We start from the raw sequence: 17,245 nt of genomic DNA, 5'->3' as shown, positions 1-17,245 counted from the left end.
GCTAAGCTGTGCCCGCTTGAATTGCGGGAGAGAGCTTATGAGCCAGGCAGACGTGATCGACTACAAGATCGGTGGCGAGGACATCCAGTATGTCGAAGTGGAGCTGGATCCGGGCGAGAGCGTCGTCTCGGAAGCCGGGGCCATGATGTACAAATCCCCCTCCGTCACCATGGATGCGGTGTTCGGCGACGGATCCCAGAAGAATTCCGGTGTCTGGGGTGCGCTGGCCGGTGCCGGCAAGCGCCTGCTGACCGGGGAAAGCCTGTTCATGACGGTCTTCACCCATGAAGGCCAGGGCAAGGCCCATGCGGCGTTTGCGGCGCCCTTTCCGGGCACCATCATTCCGGTGCATTTGCCCGATCTGGGTGGCGAGCTGATCTGCCAGAAGGACAGTTTCCTGGCCGCGGCCAAGGGCGTGTCCATCGGGATTGCGCTGCAAAAGCGGATCATGACCGGCCTGTTCGGCGGTGAAGGCTTCATCATGCAGCGCCTGCAGGGCTCCGGCTGGTGCTTCGTCCATGCCGGGGGCACGCTGATCAAGAAAGAACTCGCTGCGGGTGAGGAGATCCACATCGATACGGGTTGTGTCGTCGCCTACACGCCGGATGTGGAATTCGAGATCGAACGGGCGGGCAATATCAAATCGATGATTTTCGGCGGTGAGGGCGTGTTCTTCGCGCGTCTGCGCGGACCGGGTCAGGTCTGGATCCAGTCCATGCCCTTCTCGCGCCTGGCCGGCCGTATCCTGGCCAATGTACCCGCCACAGGATCGGGACAAGGTGAAGGCTCGGTCCTGGGGCCGTTGGGCTCCATCATGCGGGGTAGCTGACGCATATTTGCCGGGCGGGGCTTCGGCCCCGTTTTGCATGATTTATGTTGTTGACAGTCATTCGCATTTGCGGGAAAGATTTGGCCATCACCAAGGATGGCGTCCCGCCCATGTATGTCTGCATCTGCAACGCGCTGCGCGACAAGGAACTTCAGGCCGCTGCCGCCGACCCGGCGGTGAAGGGCGTGTCCTGTGTGTTCAAGCGCTGTTCGTCCAAGCCGCAATGCGGCCGCTGCCTGCCGGACGTGGCGGACATGATCGCCTCCAGCCGTATTGGTCCGGACGATCTGGCCCAGGCGGCGGAATAATCCCGTCCTGCGTGGCGCTCCCAGTCGCGAAAGCCTCCCATTTTCACTTGCAAAGATAGCAGTTGGACTGCCTGCGCTTTTGCGTAGAGTGGCGGCTGTTCGACACAGAAAAAGGAAATGCCGTCATGAAGGGTGATGCCAAGGTCATTGAGTATCTCAACCAGGCCCTGAAGCTCGAACTGGCGGCGGTGAACCAGTATTTCCTGCATGCGCGCATGTTCAAGGACTGGGGTCTCGGCAAGATCGCAAAGGTCGAGTACGAGGAATCCATCGACGAGATGAAGCATGCCGATCTTCTGATCGAGCGCATTCTCTTCCTGGAGGGCCTGCCCAATGTCCAGGACCTGGCCAAGATCTATATCGGTGAAACGCTCAAGGAATGCCTGGAGTGTGATCTGAAGATCGAGAACCGGGCGCATCCCTTCTATGTCGAGGCCATCGCCTATTGCGAAGAGGTCAAGGACTATGTCTCGCGCAAACTCCTGACCGACATCCTCGAGAGCGAGGAAGAGCATACCGATTATCTGGAGACGCAGCTGAGCCTGATCGAGAAGATCGGCGAGGAACGCTATATGCAGTCCCAGATGGCGGTGGGCGAGGACTAGTCCTTACCGATTGGCAATGTGAGCGGCTTGTGTCTAGTCTGGTGAAATCCTTTCGTTTCACCGGACCCCGCCCATGTTGCGCCGAACCCTTCTCAGCGTTGTTCCGCTTTTTGCCCTGACCGCCGGCACGGTTCTGGCCCAGCCGCCCATCGTGCAGCCCGGCGCGCCGGGGCAGCCCTCCCGGACCCTGACACCGGAGGCATCGACCGCGCTCGCGGCGAGCCATCACACCGCCGATGATGCCGCTTTCATGCAGCACATGATCGTGCACCACGGTCAGGCCGTGGACATGGTCGCGCTGATCGCCGAGCGGACCGATAATCGCACCATCGCCCTGGTGGGTGACCGGATTTCGCGGTCCCAGAGCGATGAGATCGCCATGATGCGCCGCTGGCTGGAAAGCCGGGGCGAGTCCACCGAGATGGTCATGGATCACACCATGATGCCTGGACACAATGTCCATACGCAAATGGCGCACGCGCAGGCAGGCGGTCATGGCCATCCTGCCAATGCGCCGTCTGATGTACCGCTGATGGAAGGCATGTTGTCGCCGGCCCAGATGGTTGAATTGTCCATGGCCGAAGGCGAGGCGTTCGACCGGCTCTTCCTGACCGGCATGATCCATCACCATCAAGGCGCCATCGGCATGGTTGAAGACTTGCTGGCCACGCCCGGCAATGGCGAGGATCCGGAATTGTCGCAATTCCTGACCGATGTCATGGCCGACCAATCATCCGAAATCGCGCGCATGCGCTCCATTCTAGCCGGTCTCTAGGGGCCATTTCCGGGGGGATATCATGAAACTCGCACTCACCCATCTGGCCGGGGTCAGCCTCCTCGCGCTGACCATGGCCGCCTGTTCTGCACCGTCCGGCGAGGACACAACGGCCTATACCCTGCCAGAGACGACGGACGCGCCCAGCCGCGCCGGTCTCGCGGCGGGCGTGTTTGACGCGGAAAGCGTCTCCTGGAACGTCAATCTGGTCGCCAATGTGCCGCCGCCGCCCGGCTTCTTCGCCGAAGACACGATGTTCTTCGTGCCGGATGCCTGGCTGAACCCGCCTGAAGAGGATGCCGAAGAGGACGAGGAAGAGGGCGGGGATGCCGAAGAAACGGCCGGCGAAGACACCGTCGCCGATGAGCCCGTCGAGACCGCCGAAGCGGACAGCGAGGACGACGCCGAGGATACCGGTCTGCAAATCCGGCCGATGCATTTTGCCAATACCGATCTCGCCTTCTCCGGTGACCGGGTGATCATGGGCAATTTCCACGGTTTCAACATTTTCGACGCCTCCGAGCCGGCGGCGCCGGAAGTTCTGGTCTCGGTCGTCTGTCCGGGCGGTCAGGGCGATGTCTCCGTGCACGGAAACCTGGTCTTCCACTCGGTGGAGCAGGGACGCGGCCGTCTCGATTGCGGGGTTGATGGTGTCGAGGAAGACAGCAGCGCAGAGCGCTTCCTGGGTGTCCGCATTTTTGACATCTCTGATGTGGCGGCCCCGGTCCAGATCGCTGCGGTGCAGACCTGCCGCGGCTCCCACACCCACACGCTGGTGCCGCATCCCAGTGATCCGAACCTGGTCTATGTCTATGTCCAGGGCACGAATGGTGTGCGTCCGGAAAGCGAACTGGCGGGTTGTACGGGCGGTGAGCCGGACGAGAATCCGGACACGGCGCTCTATTCCATCGACATTATCGAAGTGCCGCTGGACGCGCCGGAGACGGCCAGGGTCGTGAACCGGCCGCATATTTTCGCGGACATGGAAACCGGCGAAATTGCCGGTCTGTGGGCGGGCGGTGCCGCAGAGGAAGGTGCCCAGAGCGCGGCACCGACCGTGGCCTGCCATGACATCACCGTCTATCCGGAGATGAATCTGGCGGCCGGGGCTTGCGGCGGGAACGGGATTCTCCTGGACATTTCCGATCCGGTGAACCCGCAGCGGATTTCCGACCTGTTCGATCCAAACATGGCCTATTGGCACTCCGCCACCTTTACCAATGAGGCGGATGCCGTCCTGTTCACGGATGAATGGGGCGGGGGCATCATGCCGCGCTGCCAGGAAGATGATCCGGAGAACTGGGGTGCCAATATCGTCGCCACGATCGGCGAGGATGGCGCTCTGGAACGCCGCGGCTTCTTCAAGATTCCGCCGGAACAGACCGGTGTCGAAAACTGTGTCGCCCATAATGGTACGCTGATCCCGGTTCCCGGCCGCGATATCATGGTGCAGGGCTGGTATTCCGGTGGCCTGTCGGTGACCGATTTCACCGATCCGGACAATATTGTCGAGATTGCCTTCTTCGACCGCGGTCCGGTGGATGCGGACACGCTCTATCTGGCCGGCTATTGGGCGGCCTATTGGCACAATGGTTATATATGGGCACCGGAAATCGTCCGCGGTCTGGACGTGCTGGAACTCGTGCCGAACGGTCACCTGACCGAGAACGAGATCGCCGCGGCGAACCTGATCCGTTTTGATGAAGCCAATACCCAGACCCAGCTGCATTTCGACTGGCCGGCCGAGCCGGTGGTCGCGCTGGCCTATCTGGACCAGCTGACCCGGACCGAGGCTCTGGCCGCGGACCGCCTGGGCCAGGCGCGCGACCTGCTCAATGCCTGGTCAGAGGGTGAGGCCGACATGGCCGATCTGGTCATGATGGGCACGCATTTCCAGGCGCTTGCAGCCGACGCCGAGGGGGCAGACGCCGAACGCATGCAGGCGCTCGGCGATCTGCTGGTCTCGCTGGGTTAGCTCAGTCTGCCGATGCTGTTTCCGCCGGCGTCTTGAAGTCGTCGGCGGAATGGCGTTCGCGCATCTGGGTGGATTCCTCACCCCAGACCTTGTTGACGCGAATGCCGCGTTTGACGGCGGGGCGCTGGGCGATCTCGTCGGCCCAGCGGACGACATGGGTGTATTCGCTGACAGACAGGAATTCACCGGCTTCATAGAGCAGGCCGCGCACCAGCGCGCCATACCAGGACCAGACCGCCATGTCGGCGATGGAGTATTCCTCGCCCGCCAGGAAATGGTTCTCGGCCAGATGCTTGTCGAGCACGTCGAGCTGGCGCTTCACTTCCATCGCATAGCGATTGATCGGGTATTCGAACTTCTCCGGCGCATAGGCGTAGAAATGGCCGAACCCGCCGCCCAGGAAGGGTGCGGACCCCATTTGCCAGAACAACCAGTTGAAGGCCTCCGTGCGGGCCGCCGGGTCCTTGGGCAGGAAGTGTCCGAACTTTTCGGCCAGGTGGACGAGGATGGAGCCGGACTCGAAGACGCGGACCGGCGTGTCGCCGGAGCGGTCGAGCAGGGCCGGGATTTTCGAATTGGGATTGATGGCCACGAAGCCGGAGGAGAATTGTTCGCCTTCGGAGATATTGATCGTCCAGGCATCATACTCGGCGTCGGAGATGCCCAGTTCGAGCAATTCCTCGAACATGACCGTGACCTTCACCCCGTTCGGTGTGGCCAGGGAATAAAGCTGGAAGGGATGGTCTCCGACCGGCAGTTCCTTTTCATGGGTAGCCCCGGCGATCGGCCGGTTGATGCTGGCAAAGCGTCCACCGCTTTCGGTGTCCCAGGTCCAGACTTTGGGCGGTGTGTATCCGGTCGTGTCACTCATGGTGCATCCCTCTTGGCTTGGGGCGAGATGTAAGGGCGGCCGGCACTTGTGCAAGTCCGGCCTTTGATCACAGAGCGGTGATGCGGGGTTGGCGGGCCTGTGCGGCCGGTGCCAGAAGCGCTGCGCGGGCCAGCTGTTTGAGGCTGTCGACATAGTCACTCTGTGACCAGCCACAGCGTTCCACGAGATCCTCCCAATGCCCGACTGACAACAGGGTCCAGAGCAAATCCGTGGCGCGTTCCGCAGACAGGGCGGGCGACAGGTTTCCGTCAGCCTCCAGGGCTTTCACGGCGGCGGCGCAGCCTTCGCGCATGGCGGCCATCCGGTTGGCCCAGGTGGTGCGGGCATCCTCATCGGTTTCGCTCATGGCGATGAGGGCGCGGGCGGTGGGTATCACGACCGGAATGTAATTCCCCCAGGCCTCGATATAGCGGTCCAGGCGCTCCACGCCGGATGACGCATTGCGGCTGGGGGCAAGACGGGTGTCGACATCGGACGCGTCATCAATGTGTCGCGCCGTCTCGATCAGCAGGTCGGCCCGTTTTGGAAAATGGAGATAGACCGCCTGCCGGCTGACGCCGGCGGCCTTGGCCACATCACTCATGCGGACAGGCTGTCCGCTTCCGGCCTCCAGAAGTTGGCGGCAGGCTTTGAGAATGGTCGTGCGGGTGGAGTCGTTCTGGGAGCGGGGCATGCCCCTTTTTCGAATGCGCTTGACACGGTGTCAAGTCACCGATATTGACGCCGTGTAAAGTTTACACCGTGTCAAGTTCGAGATCGAAAGGAGATCCCTCATGAAAACCGTGTCTCACACGCATACCGGCCTCACCCTGGTCATCGGCGCTTCCGGCAAGACAGGGCGCCGGGTTGTTCAAAAACTGGAAGCCCGGGGTCTGCCGGTCCGGGGCGTGTCGCGCTCGACCCAGCCGGCATTTGACTGGGACGATCCATCGGGCTGGGCGGCTACTCTGGATGGGGTCAGCCAAGTCTACATCACCTACTCCCCGGATCTGTCGATGCCCCAGGCGCAACCGGCGATCCGGCGCCTGGTGCGCGAAGCCCGCGCAGCCGGTGTGACGCGCGCCGTTCTGCTGTCCGGCCGCGGCGAACCCGATGCGGAGGCTTGCGAGCAGATCATCCGGGGCAGCGGTCTGGAATGGACACTGGTCCGGGCGGCTTGGTTCAACCAGAATTTCTGCGAGGGCGAGTTTGCCCCGATGGTGGAAGCCGGCGAGCTGGCCCTGACCCATGGCGACATGCCGGAACCCTTTGTCGATGCCGATGATATCGCCGATGTCGTGGTGGCCGCTCTGACCGAGGCCGGGCATGATGGCGAGCTCTATGATGTGACCGGCCCGCGTCTGATCACACTGCGCGAGGTTGCCGGAGAACTGGCCGAAGCGCGGGGCGAACCGCTCAATTTCATCGATCTGCCGCGCGAGGTCTTTGTGGACGGCCTGCGCAATTCCGGCCTGCCGGACGAGATGGTGCAATTGCTCGACTATCTGTTCGGCACCGTGCTGGACGGACGCAATGCCTATCTGGGCGACGGCGTGCAGCGGGCGCTGGGCCGGGCTCCTCGGGACTTCCGGGACTATGCGCGGGAGACCGCCGCCAAACGTCTTCAACCCACGGCGGCCTAGGAGGGGATGATGGCGGATCTGATCCTGAACCTTGCGACGGCCAGCAGCCTGTTGGCCACCCTCGTGGCCGGTGCCCTGCTGGCTTTCTCGGATTTTCTGATGCGCGGTTTTCGCCTGGCTGGACCTGTTTCAGGCATGCAGGCGATGCAGGGCCTGAACCGCACAGTGCTGAAGTCTGTCACCCTGACTGTCTTCCTACTCCTTGTGCCAGGGCTTCTCGCCCTGGCCGGGCTGGCACAGGTTTTCCTGGAGGGCGCGCCGCGCCACTTCATCCAGCTGGCAGCCGGTGTCTATACGGTGGGCGCGTTCCTTGTGACCGGGCTGGGCAATGTCCCGATGAACAAGCGCCTGGAGCGACTGTCAGCACCCAGCGATTATTGGACCGCCTATCTGACCGGCTGGACGTTCTGGAACCATGTGAGGACCGCGGCCTGCGCGCTGACAGCCCTGTTCCTGACCCTGGCTGTGCGCCTGGCCGCCTAGCCTGTCCACATCGTAATCCTGGCCGGCTTGTCCCCAAATACAAAATTTTGTATTTGGGGATCATGACCGAGAAACACACCACGTCCGGCGATTATGTCGGCCAGGTCGGCCGGCCCTTCCTGGCCCGCCGGATCGCACAATTCCATGATGTCCTGGCGGAGCAGGGCCAGGATGTCCTGAACGCCGCGGGCATGGAGCTGGACAGCCGGCTGGGCTCGGTGTTCTCCCTGATCGCCCACCGCCCCGGCCTGAGCGTTGCGGCCCTCGCGGATGAGCTGGGTCTGTCCCACCAATTGGCAACCTACCGGGTCAAGAAGCTCGTTGAGGCGGGCTTGGTGTCACAGGCGCGGGATCCGGAAGACCGGACCCGCTCAATCCTTCAACCCACGGACAAGGCTGGCGCGGAGGTTGAAAAACTTCAAACCGTCATGCGCCAGCTCGACCAGGCCTATGCCGAACTTTTTTCCGAGCTCGGTGCGGATCTGCTCGAGCTGGCCATCCGCGCGCGTGCCGCCCTCACAAAAACCCCCCTGCTGGAGCGTATCAATCGTGTTCAAGACTAACCCCAAGCTTGCCGCTGTGATGGACCTGATCCTGGTCCTGGGCACGGCTGTCCTTGTGAAGGCCGTGATGATGAATTTCGCCTGGAAGTTCGCCGGCCCCATTTCGCTGCTGAGTGCGGTCCTGCTGGCGAGCTGGCTTATCCGCCGGCGTGGAAAGCGCTGGTCGGACTATGGGTTGAAACTCCCGCCCGGCTGGAAGAGCAAACTCCTGCTTCTGCCCCAGGTCCTGTTGATGCTGTCGGTGATGATCGGTGTGTCGGTGGCCTACAAGACCTGGCTGAACCCGATCCTTCCCATTGCGCCCAGCCTGGAGGACCGGTTTGCCGATATCGCCAATTCACCGGGCTTCCTGGCCTTGTGGATCGGCATCGCGATCATCCATGGCGGGTTTTTCGAGGAGATGATCTATCGCGGTTTCACCATTATGAAGCTGACCGAAGTGATGGGCGGGCGCGAGGGCTGGCGCATGCCCCTGGCCATTGTTCTGCAATCCGCCTTCTTCGGCGTGCGTCACATGTATTACCAGGGCGTGGGCGGTGCCTTGGCGACGGGTCTGATGGGGCTGGGCTTCGGCCTGATGTTCTGGGCCTTCAAGCGCAATCTCTGGCCCTTGATCATCGCCCACGCGTCGACCGGCACGTTGTCGATGAGCGTGCGCTATCTCGACTCAATCGGCGTCACGGAGCCGGGCTGAACTGTTTTGTATGGGTTTGGGGCAATCGACCGGGTCTTCGCACCTGGCTCGAGCGCCCCAGCCTTGAGCGCGTTCCATGCGAGCATCGACCCCAACGCCGAAAGCGGCGACAGGCACGGGTCGAGCGGAGCGGGAACAAGGGGAGAAATGGTGCCGCTTGCGTGACTCGAACACGCGACCTACGCATTACGAATGCGTTGCTCTACCAGCTGAGCTAAAGCGGCTTGCCATTCAGGCGTCCCGCCTGTGCACAAGCACCGGCGAGAGGCGGCGGAACCTACCCGCGAAATGCGGAGCGGGCAAGCCCCGCTGCAGCAGGAAAATCACTGGTCTTTCAGGCGGGCGAGAACCGGTTCTGCGAGCTGTGTGAAGTCGGGCGCGCCCATATTCTCGATGATGAGGTCGGCCTGGACTTTCTGCGGTTCGACATGGGCGACATGCATCGGATCCACCAGGGTTTCAAACTGGTGTTTGACGAAGTCCGGCTGGCGGCCGCGTTCGGCAACATCGCGGGTGAGACGGCGCTGGAAGCGGACATCCCGGTCCGCATCGACAAAGACGGAAAGGTCCAGAACGTGGGAAATCGCGGTGCTGGAGAGAAGGTGGAGGCCTTCGATCACCACAAGCGGCGCCGGGGTAAGAAACTGCGTCTCTTCCCGCCGGCAATGCGTGGTGAAATCATAGAGCGGTGCCTCGATCGGCTGACCGGATTTCAGCGCCTCCAGATGGGCGAGGAGGAGATCATGATCCTTGGAGGCCGGTTCGTCGAAATTGAACCGCTTGGGATCAAAGCCCGGCATATTGCCGGCATCGACATAATAATCATCCTCGGACAGGACATAGGTGCCCGAACCGGCGTGCTGGCGGGCGATCTCCTCGGCCAGACAGGTCTTGCCGGAAGCCGAGCCTCCGACAATGCCGAGCAGCGTCACATTCGAGGTCATGCCGCAGCGCCGTCCTCATCATCCCCGTCGGAGACACCGGGATCGTCGGGCATGCGCGGAGCATCATCCGCGAATGTGGCGGCGGCGCGGGATGCGGCGACCCGGCGCGGGCGCGGGGCTTCCAGCAGGGCGGTTTCCGGCACCGCCTCGGCATAGCGTTCGAAGCGCTCATAGCGCGGATGGGTCAGCTTGTTCTCATCGCCATAGGCATAGACCATCCGCTTCCAGTCATCCGCCGTGTAGGCGAAGAGGCGGCCTTCCGGGTCGATGTCCGACCAATCGGCTTCCGGTGCGGCATGGGAGGCCTTGGTCATCCAGCGGCGGGCATCTTCATCCTTGCCCTCCAGCCGGGCCAGACGGGCCGCGAGCGCGCAGAGGCGCGAGGAGGGCGCGTCACCGGCCTTGAGCAGCGGGTCAAGCGCTTCACGGGCCAAGCGGGCATCGCCATCCTCCAGCGCGACCTGGATATTGATCAGCTGGCTCTCCCGGTGATCCGGATTGAGCGCAGCCAGGGCCCGCAGGCGTTCCAGCCGTTTGGTCTTGGTGTCGGATTTGCGCAATTCGCGATACGCGTGGGCGAGAGCCGGGTGCGGATTGGCGGCCCAGGCGGCCTCCAGAACCTCTGCAGCCCGCTTGTGGCGGCGGCCATCCGCCAGGAGGCGTGCGGCTAGGGCCGCGGCCGGCGCAAAGCCCGGCGCATTGCGATGGGCGCTGGCGGCCCATTCGCGCGCCTTTTCGGCGTCGCTCTGCTCGCATTCCAGTGCGGCCGCGGTCAGCAGGACGGCGCGGCGGCGGCGGGCAATGTCAGGGCCGACATGTTTGCGCTTTTCGCCCTCATTGAGGGTTGCGACGGCTTCTTCCCAACGGCCCTGGGCGACCTGGCTGTCGAACAGGGCATCGAAAGCCCAGCGGGCACCCTTGGCCTGCTGGAAGGCATCGGCGGCATGGGTCTGGGTGGCGGAGTGGTCGCCCCGGTCATGCGCCAGCTGGGCGAGGCCGCGGCGGGCGACGACCCGGGTGCGCTGGTCTTCCAGCAGGGCTTCGTAATGGGCTTCCGCGCCATCCCAGTTCCCGGCGGCTTCGGCGGCGCGGGCGGCGAGCAGGCGGGACAGCGCAGGGCGTTCCAACAGGGCATCGGCGCGGGCGGCTTGGCGGACCGCGGCCTCGCCATCCCCGGCAGCCGAAGCAATGAGGGCGCGTTCCAGCGCGTCATAGCCCTGCTCGCGGCGGCGGCGCTTGAAGAAGGACTTCACCTTGTCCGGCGAGGTCCAGAGCAGATAGATGCCCCACCACAGAACCAGGAAGAGGAAGGCGAACAGGATCGTACCGCCGGCCGCGACGACGAAGGGCATTTCCATCTGCCAGCCCAGGAATTCAAAGGCGGCGGTGCCGGGATTGAGCGCGAGGAAAGCGCCCAGCACGGCGGTCAGGATGGCAAAGAGGACAGCAAGGATCAGACGGATCATGACGGATCCTCTCCGCGCGCGGCGGCTTCATCAGCGAGTGCCTGACGCAGGGAGAGCAGGCGGCGGTCCACATCCTGGCGGGCGCGGGCCGAGATCAGCCAGTCGCGCGCGCTTTCGAGCGACGGCCCGGAGAGTTGTTCGGTCAGGGTGATGGCGCTGTCCAGATCCTCTTCGGCGAGACGGGTTTCGGCGAGGGCGGTGATGGCCATGGGGCCGGTACTGTCGGAGGTGCCGTCTGTCTGGCGCACGGCAATCAAGCCGAAGAAAACGCGGCCGGGGCCGGCGGCCTCGCGGATCGCGGCTCCGGGATAGCTGGCTTCCAGCTGGTCATGGGTGGGAACGCCGGCGCGGGCGACGCTGGCCAGGGCGTCCAGGTCTGCATTGTCCCGCCACAGACGGGCGAGGGCCGCGCGTTCGGCCTCGAAGCTTTCGCCGGTCTGGGCGATTTCCCGCAGCGCCGTAAGCGCCAGGGCGCGGGCGGCCAGCTGGCGGTCTGCCGTGCCCGTGTCCGGGCGGTCGGCGGCGGACTGGGCTGCGGAGGCGGCATCGGTGGCGCTGGACTGGGCAGTTTCGGCGAGGGCGCGAGCCTGGGCGATCTGGCCTTCCAGCCGGGCGAGTTCGGATTCCAGGGCGTCCAGGCGCGGGGCCGGGTCCTCGATCTGCGTGGCGCCCGTATCCCCGGCCGCCTCAAGATCGGCGATGCGCTGGGTTAGGTTTTGCAGGATTTGCGGGTCGACGCCGGATTGGGAGGCGGTCTGCGCAGTATCCAGCGCCTGGCTGGCAAGAGCTTGCGTGTCGGACTGGCCGGATTCCAGCTGCGCGATGCGGTCTTCCAGCGGGCCGAGATCAAGGGTCTCGGCCGGTGCGCTGCTGGCCGGAGCGGATTCCAGCGCGGCAAGGCGGGCCTCGATGGCGGACAGGTCCACCGGCTCGCCACCGCCTGCGGCCGGGCGGGCTTCCAGGGCGGACAGGCGCGTGATCAGGGCCTCGATCCGGGCCCGGGCCTCGTCATCGACGGGGGTGGCCGGATCACTGTTTTCCAGCGTCTCCAGACGCGCGGTCAGCGCGGTGAGGTCTTCGGCCAGGGCTTCACGCGCATCCGCGCCGGTATCAGCGGGTGTGGCCGTGTTTCCCAGATAGGCATGACCGGCATAGCCCAGCGCTCCGCCGGCGGCAGAGGAGAGCAGGAAAACCAGGAAGAGGGATGTCCATCCGGGGCCGCGCCGGCGCGGAGCGGGCGCAGGCGAGGTGTCGCCTGCCGGCTCGAACTCGGCATCGACGGGTTCGGGGTCGAGAGTGTCGTTCGGGTCAGCCATTTTGGCCCATGATTCGCGCGGATTTCAGCCAGCTTAGGACGCGTTGCCCGCCCGCGCCAGTTCCGAACTTTCATCCAGCAGCGCCAGCAGGGCGTCCTCGGTGGGAGCGGCTGCCGGAATGAGGGCACCGAAGCCGGCCCCTTTGAGCGGCTCGAGGCATTTTTCGGAAATTCCGTACACACTCACCGTGCCCAGCCAGTGGTGAAGGCCGAACTTTTTGAGCAGGTCCAGGAAGGTCTTGGCGCTGCGCGGCGAGTGGACCAGGACGGAGACCGGCGTGCCGGACACAATCGCGGCAATGGCTTCCTCGCTGAGCGTATCCACCGGGATGGCGCCATAGCCGATCGCGTCACGCACGGTATAGCCGTCCGGCCGCAGGGCGGAGGACAGGTCGCCGGAGACGTGGATGCCGCGAATGTGCAGGAGTTCACCCTTGTCCGGACGCGCCTTGCGCTTGATCAGCTCGACGAGGTCGGCGCTGTTGCCAGCGGCGGAATGGACTTTCTTGAAACCGATCTTGCTGGCCGTCTCTGCCGTGCTGTCGCCGACCGCGAAGACGGTGAGGTCACGTTCCTCGCGGCGCGGACCCCAAGCCCGCACGCCATTGGCGCTGGTGAAGACCAGGGCTTGGACATCAGTGAGATCGGCATCGATGCGGGCGCGGAAATTGATGTCGAGAACGGGCGAGATGATCGGATCGATGCCCATCTGCCGCAGACCGGCTGCGGTTCGCTCGGCACCAGGCCAGCCTCGGGTCACCAATACAGTCATGCCACTCCCAGAATCTGTTCGAGCCGTTCGCCAGCCTCATCCCGGATCAAGCGACCGAGCCGGAAACCGGCATCCCCAGCCTGTTTGATCGAGACGGAGGCCAGGTCAATGCGACCGGATTTCTGCCATCGTGTCGAGCCATCAGGTGTGAGGACTTCGCCCGTGAAATCCATTGATTCATTATTAAGATGGGCCGCAATCGGGGTCCGGCAAGACCCGTCCAGCGCTTTCAGGAATCCACGCTCCGCCGTGACCGCCAGGCGCGTGGGCCGGTGTTCCAGGGCCTGCAGACGCTCCCGGGCATCGGCATCATCGAGCCGGGCCGCCACGCCGATCGCGCCCTGGGCCACGGCCGGCAGCATGTCGGTCATGGGCAAGGGATCGCGCTCGGCTTCCGGACGTTCCAGGCGTTTCAGCCCGGCTCGGGCGAGGAAGGTGGCATAGACCTCGCCGCTTTCCAGCTTGCCCAAGCGGGTGGCGACATTGCCGCGCAGGGGCACGACTTTGATGTCCGGCCGGACGTGCAGGAGCTGGGCCTGGCGGCGCAGGCTGGCCGTGCCGACGACCACGCCTTCCGGCAGATCGGCGAGGCGGGCTTCACCGCCACGGGCCAGCAGCATGTCGCGCGGATCCTCACGCTCCAGAATGGCGCCGAGGGTCAGGCCGTCAGGCAATTCGGTCGGGACATCCTTCATGGAGTGGACGGCATAGACGGCGTCACCGGACAGCTGGGCCTCGTCGATCTCCTTGGTGAAGAGGCCCTTGCCGCCGGCTTCCAGCAGCGTGCGGTCCTGGATGCGGTCACCGGTGGAGACGAGGCCGAGAATGGGGAAGGCCGTTTCGGCGTCCGGGCCGGACAGGCCACAGGCTGCAGCCAGTCGGGCTTGCACCTCCCGGGCCTGCCAGAGGGCGAGCGGAGAGCGGCGTGTGGCGATCGGCTGGGGTGAGGACGGCGGCTTCACGTTGCAGGATCCTGGTCGAGGGGCTATCGGTCTGCCATGGACTTAGCCCCCCCTTCCTCTTCGACGCAAGCCGATGAACTCACCGTGCTGGGACTGGAATCCAGCTGCGATGAGAGCGCGGCCGCCATTCTGCGCCGGCATGGCGATGGCCGGATCGAGGTTCTCGCGGACCTCGTCCTGGGCCAGACCGAAGCGCATGCGCCTTTCGGAGGCGTCGTGCCGGAGATTGCGGCGCGGGCCCATGCCGAGGCGATGGACGGGCTGGCGGCTGCGGCCTTGAAGGAAGCCGGGCTGAGTCTGGCGGAGCTGGACGGGATTGCCGCCACATCCGGACCGGGCCTGATCGGCGGCGTGATGGCCGCGCTGATGACCGCCAAGGGACTGGCTTTGGGGGCGGGCAAGCCGCTGATCGCGGTGAACCATCTGGAAGGCCATGCCCTGTCGCCGCGCCTGAGTGAACGGCTGGATTTTCCCTATCTGCTGCTGCTCGTCTCCGGCGGGCATACCCAATTGCTGGTCGCCGAAGCGGTGGGACGCTATCGCCGCCTGGGCTCGACGCTGGATGATGCGGCGGGCGAAGCCTTTGACAAGACGGCCAAGGTTTTGGGGCTGGGCTTCCCCGGCGGACCGGCGCTGGAAAAATGCGCGGCTGAAGGCGATGCGGCCCGTTTCGACCTGCCTGTGCCGCTGAAGGGCAAGCCGGGTTGCGATTTTTCCTTTGCCGGCCTGAAGACGGCGGCGCGCCAGATCTGGGACGGGCTGGACCAGCCAAGCGGGCAGGACAGGGCAGACCTGGCGGCCTCGGTCCAGGCGGCGATTGCGCGAGCCCTGGCCAGCCGGACCAAGCGGGCGATGGACCAGTTCGCCGGGGATTATCCGGACGTGGCCCTGCCGCGGCCGCTGGTGGTGGCCGGTGGTGTGGCCGCGAACAAGACGGTGCGGGCCGCACTGGAAGACGCAGCCCAGGCGGCGGGCTTCACCCTGATCGCTCCGCCGATGAAATGGTGCACCGACAATGCTGCCATGATCGCCCTGGCGGGACTGGAAAACCTGCTTCGCGGCCAGACGGATGAGCTGGATGCGCCGGCCCGGGCGCGCTGGCCTTTGGACGCGGTTTCGGCCAAGCTTGATCCGGCAATCGGATCCGGACGGAAAGGACCCAAGGCGTGACGGATTTCCAGCATATCGGTGTGATTGGTGCCGGTGCCTGGGGCACGGCCCTGGCCCAGACGGCCGCACAGGCCGGCCGCGATGTGACCCTCTGGTCCTTCGAGCCGGATGTGGCCGAGGCGATCAATACGAAGCACGAGAACACGGTCTATCTGCCGGGTGTCGCCTTGTCCGAAGCGGTCGAGGCGGTCACGGCCATTTCGGACCTGGATGCCTGCGATGCGATCCTGGCGGTGGCGCCGGCCCAGCATCTCCGGCGGGTCCTGGAGGGCTTCCTGCCCTATGCCCGGGACAAGCTGCCCATCGTGCTGTGCGCCAAGGGGATTGAGCAATCCTCGCTCAGCCTGATGACGGATGTGCTGCACGAGACCATCCCGCGCGCCCTGCCGGCCGTGCTGTCGGGGCCAAGCTTTGCAATCGATACGGCACAGGGTCTGCCGACGGCCGTCACGTTGGCCTGCTCGAATGAAACGGTCGGCAATGCCCTCATCGAGGCGCTGGGGACGAGCCGGTTCCGGCCCTATCTGGCCACCGATCTCGTGGGCGCCGAAATCGGCGGTGCCGTGAAGAATGTCCTGGCGATTGCCTGCGGGATTTCCGAAGGCCGCGAGCTGGGCAAGTCGGCCCATGCCGCTTTGATAGCGCGCGGTTTTGCCGAGATGACCCGGCTGGCGGTGGCGCTGGGCGGGAAGCGGGAGACGCTGGCCGGGCTGTGCGGTCTGGGCGATCTCGTCCTGACCTGCTCCTCTCCGCAATCGCGCAACATGTCCTGCGGTCTCGCCCTGGGTCAGGGCACCAGCCTGCAGGACATATTGTCCAGCCGGAAAGCCGTGACCGAGGGTGTGGCCAGTGCGCCGGCCGTGGTGGCGCTGGCCAAGCAGCATGGGGTCGACATGCCGATCTGCCAGGCGGTGGATGATATCCTGGCCGGGCGTATCAGTGTCGCAGCGGCGATTGAATCCCTGCTTGCCCGTCCCTTCACGCTTGAAGCGAAATGAGGCCGAAACCGCCCGCCGGAACCCTTCTGGCCAAGCTCGATGATTTGCCGGACCCGGGTGCCCGCGCAGCGGCCTGGGAAGGCGGTGCCGTACTTCTGGTCCGACGGGGTGGCAGTGTCACCGGCTGGAGCAATCTGTGTCCGCACGCGGCCCTGCCGCTGACCCTGCCGGATGGGCGCGGCCTGTTGTACAAGGGCGAGACCCTGGTCTGCCCGGTGCATGGTGCCAGTTTCGAACTTGAAGGCGGACAGTGCACGGGCGGACCGGCAGCCGGTGACCGGCTGACGCCCATTCCGCTCAGTGTGGAAAAGGGTGAGGTCCGCGCGGCCTAGTCGTCCTGGCTGGCCGGCGGGGTGGCGTCGATATCCGCCTGGACCGTCGCCGCAGCTTCGGCCAGCGCCGATCCCACAGCCTCATCCCGCACCACGGCGCAGAAAGTGCCATCGCGCGAGCGGTGATAGATCACCTCGTCGGTGGCGTAATCATGGGCATCGCCGGCCGCACGGAAGAAGTTCGCACCGGCATCGTCGATGATGCGGCGCTGCGGTTCGCTGAGGGAAATGATCGCGAATTCATAGTCGGCCGGCGCAGCGTCCAGATTGTGGGAGACGCGGACAATGCCGGACGGGCCGCGCTCGATCAGGGTCTGACCCGGCTCCAGCAGGGTGGAGGGCGCATCGGCGAAACAGGCCTCCGACGACGCCAGATTGTCTTCGCTGAAAACGGAGCCGGCCCCGGTTTCGCTGACCTCGGTATCGGCCGGCTCAGGTGCCGAGCAGGCGGCGATCAGGGCCAGAGCGGTCAGGCCGGACAGAGCGATCCAGGTTTTCATTTCGAATTCCCCCGAAGCTGGCAGAAGTGTCTGGCGTATA

General features: G+C 64.7%; 20 protein-coding genes and 1 tRNA gene. 12 read left to right on the top strand and 9 right to left on the bottom strand.

Annotated features, from left to right (window positions below):
* Positions 1-37: 37 nt before the first annotated feature.
* The 5 genes from I0K07_RS01295 (at position 38) to I0K07_RS01275 (ending at position 4,492) form a co-directional block, all read left to right on the top strand.
* On the top strand, positions 38-829 hold the full coding sequence (locus tag I0K07_RS01295; RefSeq protein ID WP_203290857.1) for a TIGR00266 family protein: 792 nt from the start codon (positions 38-40) through the stop codon (positions 827-829).
* Positions 830-909: 80 nt separating this feature from the next.
* Positions 910-1,137 (top strand): (2Fe-2S)-binding protein, encoded by a 228-nt coding sequence (locus tag I0K07_RS01290; RefSeq protein ID WP_238934373.1) that lies wholly within the window; start codon positions 910-912, stop codon positions 1,135-1,137.
* Between the two features lie 125 nt (positions 1,138-1,262).
* Positions 1,263-1,742, top strand: a complete 480-nt coding sequence (gene bfr / locus I0K07_RS01285; RefSeq protein ID WP_203290856.1) for a bacterioferritin — start codon at positions 1,263-1,265, stop codon at positions 1,740-1,742.
* 73 nt (positions 1,743-1,815) lie between these two features.
* A complete protein-coding gene (locus tag I0K07_RS01280) occupies positions 1,816-2,517 on the top strand; it encodes a DUF305 domain-containing protein (protein ID WP_203290855.1) in 702 nt (233 codons plus the stop codon).
* Between the two features lie 22 nt (positions 2,518-2,539).
* Complete coding sequence (locus I0K07_RS01275) at positions 2,540-4,492, top strand: LVIVD repeat-containing protein (RefSeq protein ID WP_203290854.1); 1,953 nt, start codon at positions 2,540-2,542, stop codon at positions 4,490-4,492.
* A gap of 1 nt (position 4,493) precedes the next feature.
* Here I0K07_RS01275 and yghU read toward each other — a convergent pair whose 3' ends face one another.
* Positions 4,494-5,363 (bottom strand): glutathione-dependent disulfide-bond oxidoreductase, encoded by an 870-nt coding sequence (gene yghU / locus I0K07_RS01270; RefSeq protein WP_203290853.1) that lies wholly within the window; start codon positions 5,361-5,363, stop codon positions 4,494-4,496.
* A 67-nt stretch (positions 5,364-5,430) separates the two neighbouring features.
* The gene (locus I0K07_RS01265) at positions 5,431-6,057 is read right to left on the bottom strand and encodes a TetR/AcrR family transcriptional regulator (RefSeq protein WP_203290852.1); all 627 of its coding nucleotides are present in this window, start codon (positions 6,055-6,057) and stop codon (positions 5,431-5,433) included.
* 100 nt (positions 6,058-6,157) lie between these two features.
* On the opposite strand from I0K07_RS01265, the gene I0K07_RS01260 reads away from it, so the two are divergent.
* From I0K07_RS01260 to I0K07_RS16010, 4 genes are all read left to right on the top strand, one after another.
* On the top strand, positions 6,158-7,006 hold the full coding sequence (locus tag I0K07_RS01260; RefSeq protein WP_203290851.1) for an SDR family oxidoreductase: 849 nt from the start codon (positions 6,158-6,160) through the stop codon (positions 7,004-7,006).
* Between the two features lie 9 nt (positions 7,007-7,015).
* Positions 7,016-7,489: an anthrone oxygenase family protein gene (locus I0K07_RS01255; RefSeq protein WP_203290850.1), complete on the top strand. Its 474-nt coding sequence runs from the start codon at positions 7,016-7,018 to the stop codon at positions 7,487-7,489.
* Between the two features lie 62 nt (positions 7,490-7,551).
* Positions 7,552-8,052, top strand: coding sequence for a MarR family winged helix-turn-helix transcriptional regulator (locus I0K07_RS01250; protein WP_203290849.1), 501 nt, complete (start codon positions 7,552-7,554; stop codon positions 8,050-8,052).
* Positions 8,039-8,746, top strand: a complete 708-nt coding sequence (locus I0K07_RS16010; protein ID WP_203290848.1) for a CPBP family glutamic-type intramembrane protease — start codon at positions 8,039-8,041, stop codon at positions 8,744-8,746. Before I0K07_RS01250 ends, I0K07_RS16010 begins: the two co-directional genes overlap by 14 nt.
* Positions 8,747-8,894: 148 nt before the next feature.
* Here I0K07_RS16010 and I0K07_RS01240 read toward each other — a convergent pair.
* From I0K07_RS01240 to hemC, 6 genes are all read right to left on the bottom strand, one after another.
* Positions 8,895-8,970 (bottom strand) — tRNA-Thr (locus I0K07_RS01240).
* A 99-nt stretch (positions 8,971-9,069) separates the two neighbouring features.
* Entirely contained in the window at positions 9,070-9,690 is a 621-nt protein-coding gene (gene udk, locus I0K07_RS01235; protein WP_203290847.1) for a uridine kinase, read from the bottom strand.
* The gene (locus I0K07_RS01230; RefSeq protein ID WP_203290846.1) at positions 9,687-11,156 is read right to left on the bottom strand and encodes a heme biosynthesis protein HemY; all 1,470 of its coding nucleotides are present in this window, start codon (positions 11,154-11,156) and stop codon (positions 9,687-9,689) included. Before I0K07_RS01230 ends, udk begins: the two co-directional genes overlap by 4 nt.
* Positions 11,153-12,472 carry a hypothetical protein gene (locus I0K07_RS01225; RefSeq protein ID WP_203290845.1) on the bottom strand — a complete coding sequence of 440 codons (1,320 nt, stop codon included), beginning with the start codon at positions 12,470-12,472 and terminating at the stop codon, positions 11,153-11,155. The genes I0K07_RS01230 and I0K07_RS01225 overlap by 4 nt, the downstream gene beginning before the upstream one ends.
* Positions 12,473-12,505: 33 nt before the next feature.
* Positions 12,506-13,243: a uroporphyrinogen-III synthase gene (locus I0K07_RS01220; protein ID WP_203290844.1), complete on the bottom strand. Its 738-nt coding sequence runs from the start codon at positions 13,241-13,243 to the stop codon at positions 12,506-12,508.
* The gene (hemC, locus tag I0K07_RS01215) at positions 13,240-14,205 is read right to left on the bottom strand and encodes a hydroxymethylbilane synthase (protein ID WP_203290843.1); all 966 of its coding nucleotides are present in this window, start codon (positions 14,203-14,205) and stop codon (positions 13,240-13,242) included. The genes I0K07_RS01220 and hemC overlap by 4 nt, the downstream gene beginning before the upstream one ends.
* Positions 14,206-14,241: 36 nt before the next feature.
* On the opposite strand from hemC, the gene tsaD reads away from it, so the two are divergent.
* Genes tsaD through I0K07_RS01200 form a run of 3 tightly spaced genes read left to right on the top strand, consistent with a single transcriptional unit; the run spans position 14,242 to position 16,705 of the window.
* Positions 14,242-15,375, top strand: a complete 1,134-nt coding sequence (gene tsaD, locus I0K07_RS01210; RefSeq protein ID WP_203290842.1) for a tRNA (adenosine(37)-N6)-threonylcarbamoyltransferase complex transferase subunit TsaD — start codon at positions 14,242-14,244, stop codon at positions 15,373-15,375.
* A complete protein-coding gene (locus tag I0K07_RS01205) occupies positions 15,372-16,373 on the top strand; it encodes an NAD(P)H-dependent glycerol-3-phosphate dehydrogenase (RefSeq protein WP_203290841.1) in 1,002 nt (333 codons plus the stop codon). Before tsaD ends, I0K07_RS01205 begins: the two co-directional genes overlap by 4 nt.
* A complete protein-coding gene (locus I0K07_RS01200) occupies positions 16,370-16,705 on the top strand; it encodes a Rieske (2Fe-2S) protein (protein WP_203290840.1) in 336 nt (111 codons plus the stop codon). Before I0K07_RS01205 ends, I0K07_RS01200 begins: the two co-directional genes overlap by 4 nt.
* Here the strand turns inward: I0K07_RS01200 and I0K07_RS01195 are convergent.
* Positions 16,702-17,205, bottom strand: coding sequence for a hypothetical protein (locus I0K07_RS01195; protein ID WP_203290839.1), 504 nt, complete (start codon positions 17,203-17,205; stop codon positions 16,702-16,704). The genes I0K07_RS01200 and I0K07_RS01195 overlap by 4 nt on opposite strands.
* Positions 17,206-17,245: the final 40 nt, after the last annotated feature.

The sequence above is a fragment of the Maricaulis parjimensis genome, from assembly GCF_016817355.1.
In the GTDB taxonomy this organism is placed as follows: Bacteria; Pseudomonadota; Alphaproteobacteria; order Caulobacterales; family Maricaulaceae; genus Maricaulis; species Maricaulis parjimensis.
This window is presented reverse-complemented; position numbering and strand designations above follow the sequence as displayed.

What these genes read in the sequence shown, in the direction of transcription:
- I0K07_RS01250 (WP_203290849.1), top strand. Translation starts at nt 7,552, where the DNA reads ATGACCGAGAAACACACCACGTCCGGCGATTATGTCGGCCAGGTCGGC.
- I0K07_RS01195 (WP_203290839.1), bottom strand. Translation starts at nt 17,205, where the DNA reads ATGAAAACCTGGATCGCTCTGTCCGGCCTGACCGCTCTGGCCCTGATC.
- I0K07_RS01230 (WP_203290846.1), bottom strand. Translation starts at nt 11,156, where the DNA reads ATGATCCGTCTGATCCTTGCTGTCCTCTTTGCCATCCTGACCGCCGTG.
- I0K07_RS01280 (WP_203290855.1), top strand. Translation starts at nt 1,816, where the DNA reads ATGTTGCGCCGAACCCTTCTCAGCGTTGTTCCGCTTTTTGCCCTGACC.
- bfr (WP_203290856.1), top strand. Translation starts at nt 1,263, where the DNA reads ATGAAGGGTGATGCCAAGGTCATTGAGTATCTCAACCAGGCCCTGAAG.
- I0K07_RS01200 (WP_203290840.1), top strand. Translation starts at nt 16,370, where the DNA reads ATGAGGCCGAAACCGCCCGCCGGAACCCTTCTGGCCAAGCTCGATGAT.
- I0K07_RS01265 (WP_203290852.1), bottom strand. Translation starts at nt 6,057, where the DNA reads ATGCCCCGCTCCCAGAACGACTCCACCCGCACGACCATTCTCAAAGCC.
- I0K07_RS01260 (WP_203290851.1), top strand. Translation starts at nt 6,158, where the DNA reads ATGAAAACCGTGTCTCACACGCATACCGGCCTCACCCTGGTCATCGGC.
- I0K07_RS01295 (WP_203290857.1), top strand. Translation starts at nt 38, where the DNA reads ATGAGCCAGGCAGACGTGATCGACTACAAGATCGGTGGCGAGGACATC.
- udk (WP_203290847.1), bottom strand. Translation starts at nt 9,690, where the DNA reads ATGACCTCGAATGTGACGCTGCTCGGCATTGTCGGAGGCTCGGCTTCC.
- yghU (WP_203290853.1), bottom strand. Translation starts at nt 5,363, where the DNA reads ATGAGTGACACGACCGGATACACACCGCCCAAAGTCTGGACCTGGGAC.
- I0K07_RS01225 (WP_203290845.1), bottom strand. Translation starts at nt 12,472, where the DNA reads ATGGCTGACCCGAACGACACTCTCGACCCCGAACCCGTCGATGCCGAG.
- I0K07_RS01275 (WP_203290854.1), top strand. Translation starts at nt 2,540, where the DNA reads ATGAAACTCGCACTCACCCATCTGGCCGGGGTCAGCCTCCTCGCGCTG.
- tsaD (WP_203290842.1), top strand. Translation starts at nt 14,242, where the DNA reads ATGGACTTAGCCCCCCCTTCCTCTTCGACGCAAGCCGATGAACTCACC.
- I0K07_RS01220 (WP_203290844.1), bottom strand. Translation starts at nt 13,243, where the DNA reads ATGACTGTATTGGTGACCCGAGGCTGGCCTGGTGCCGAGCGAACCGCA.
- I0K07_RS01255 (WP_203290850.1), top strand. Translation starts at nt 7,016, where the DNA reads ATGGCGGATCTGATCCTGAACCTTGCGACGGCCAGCAGCCTGTTGGCC.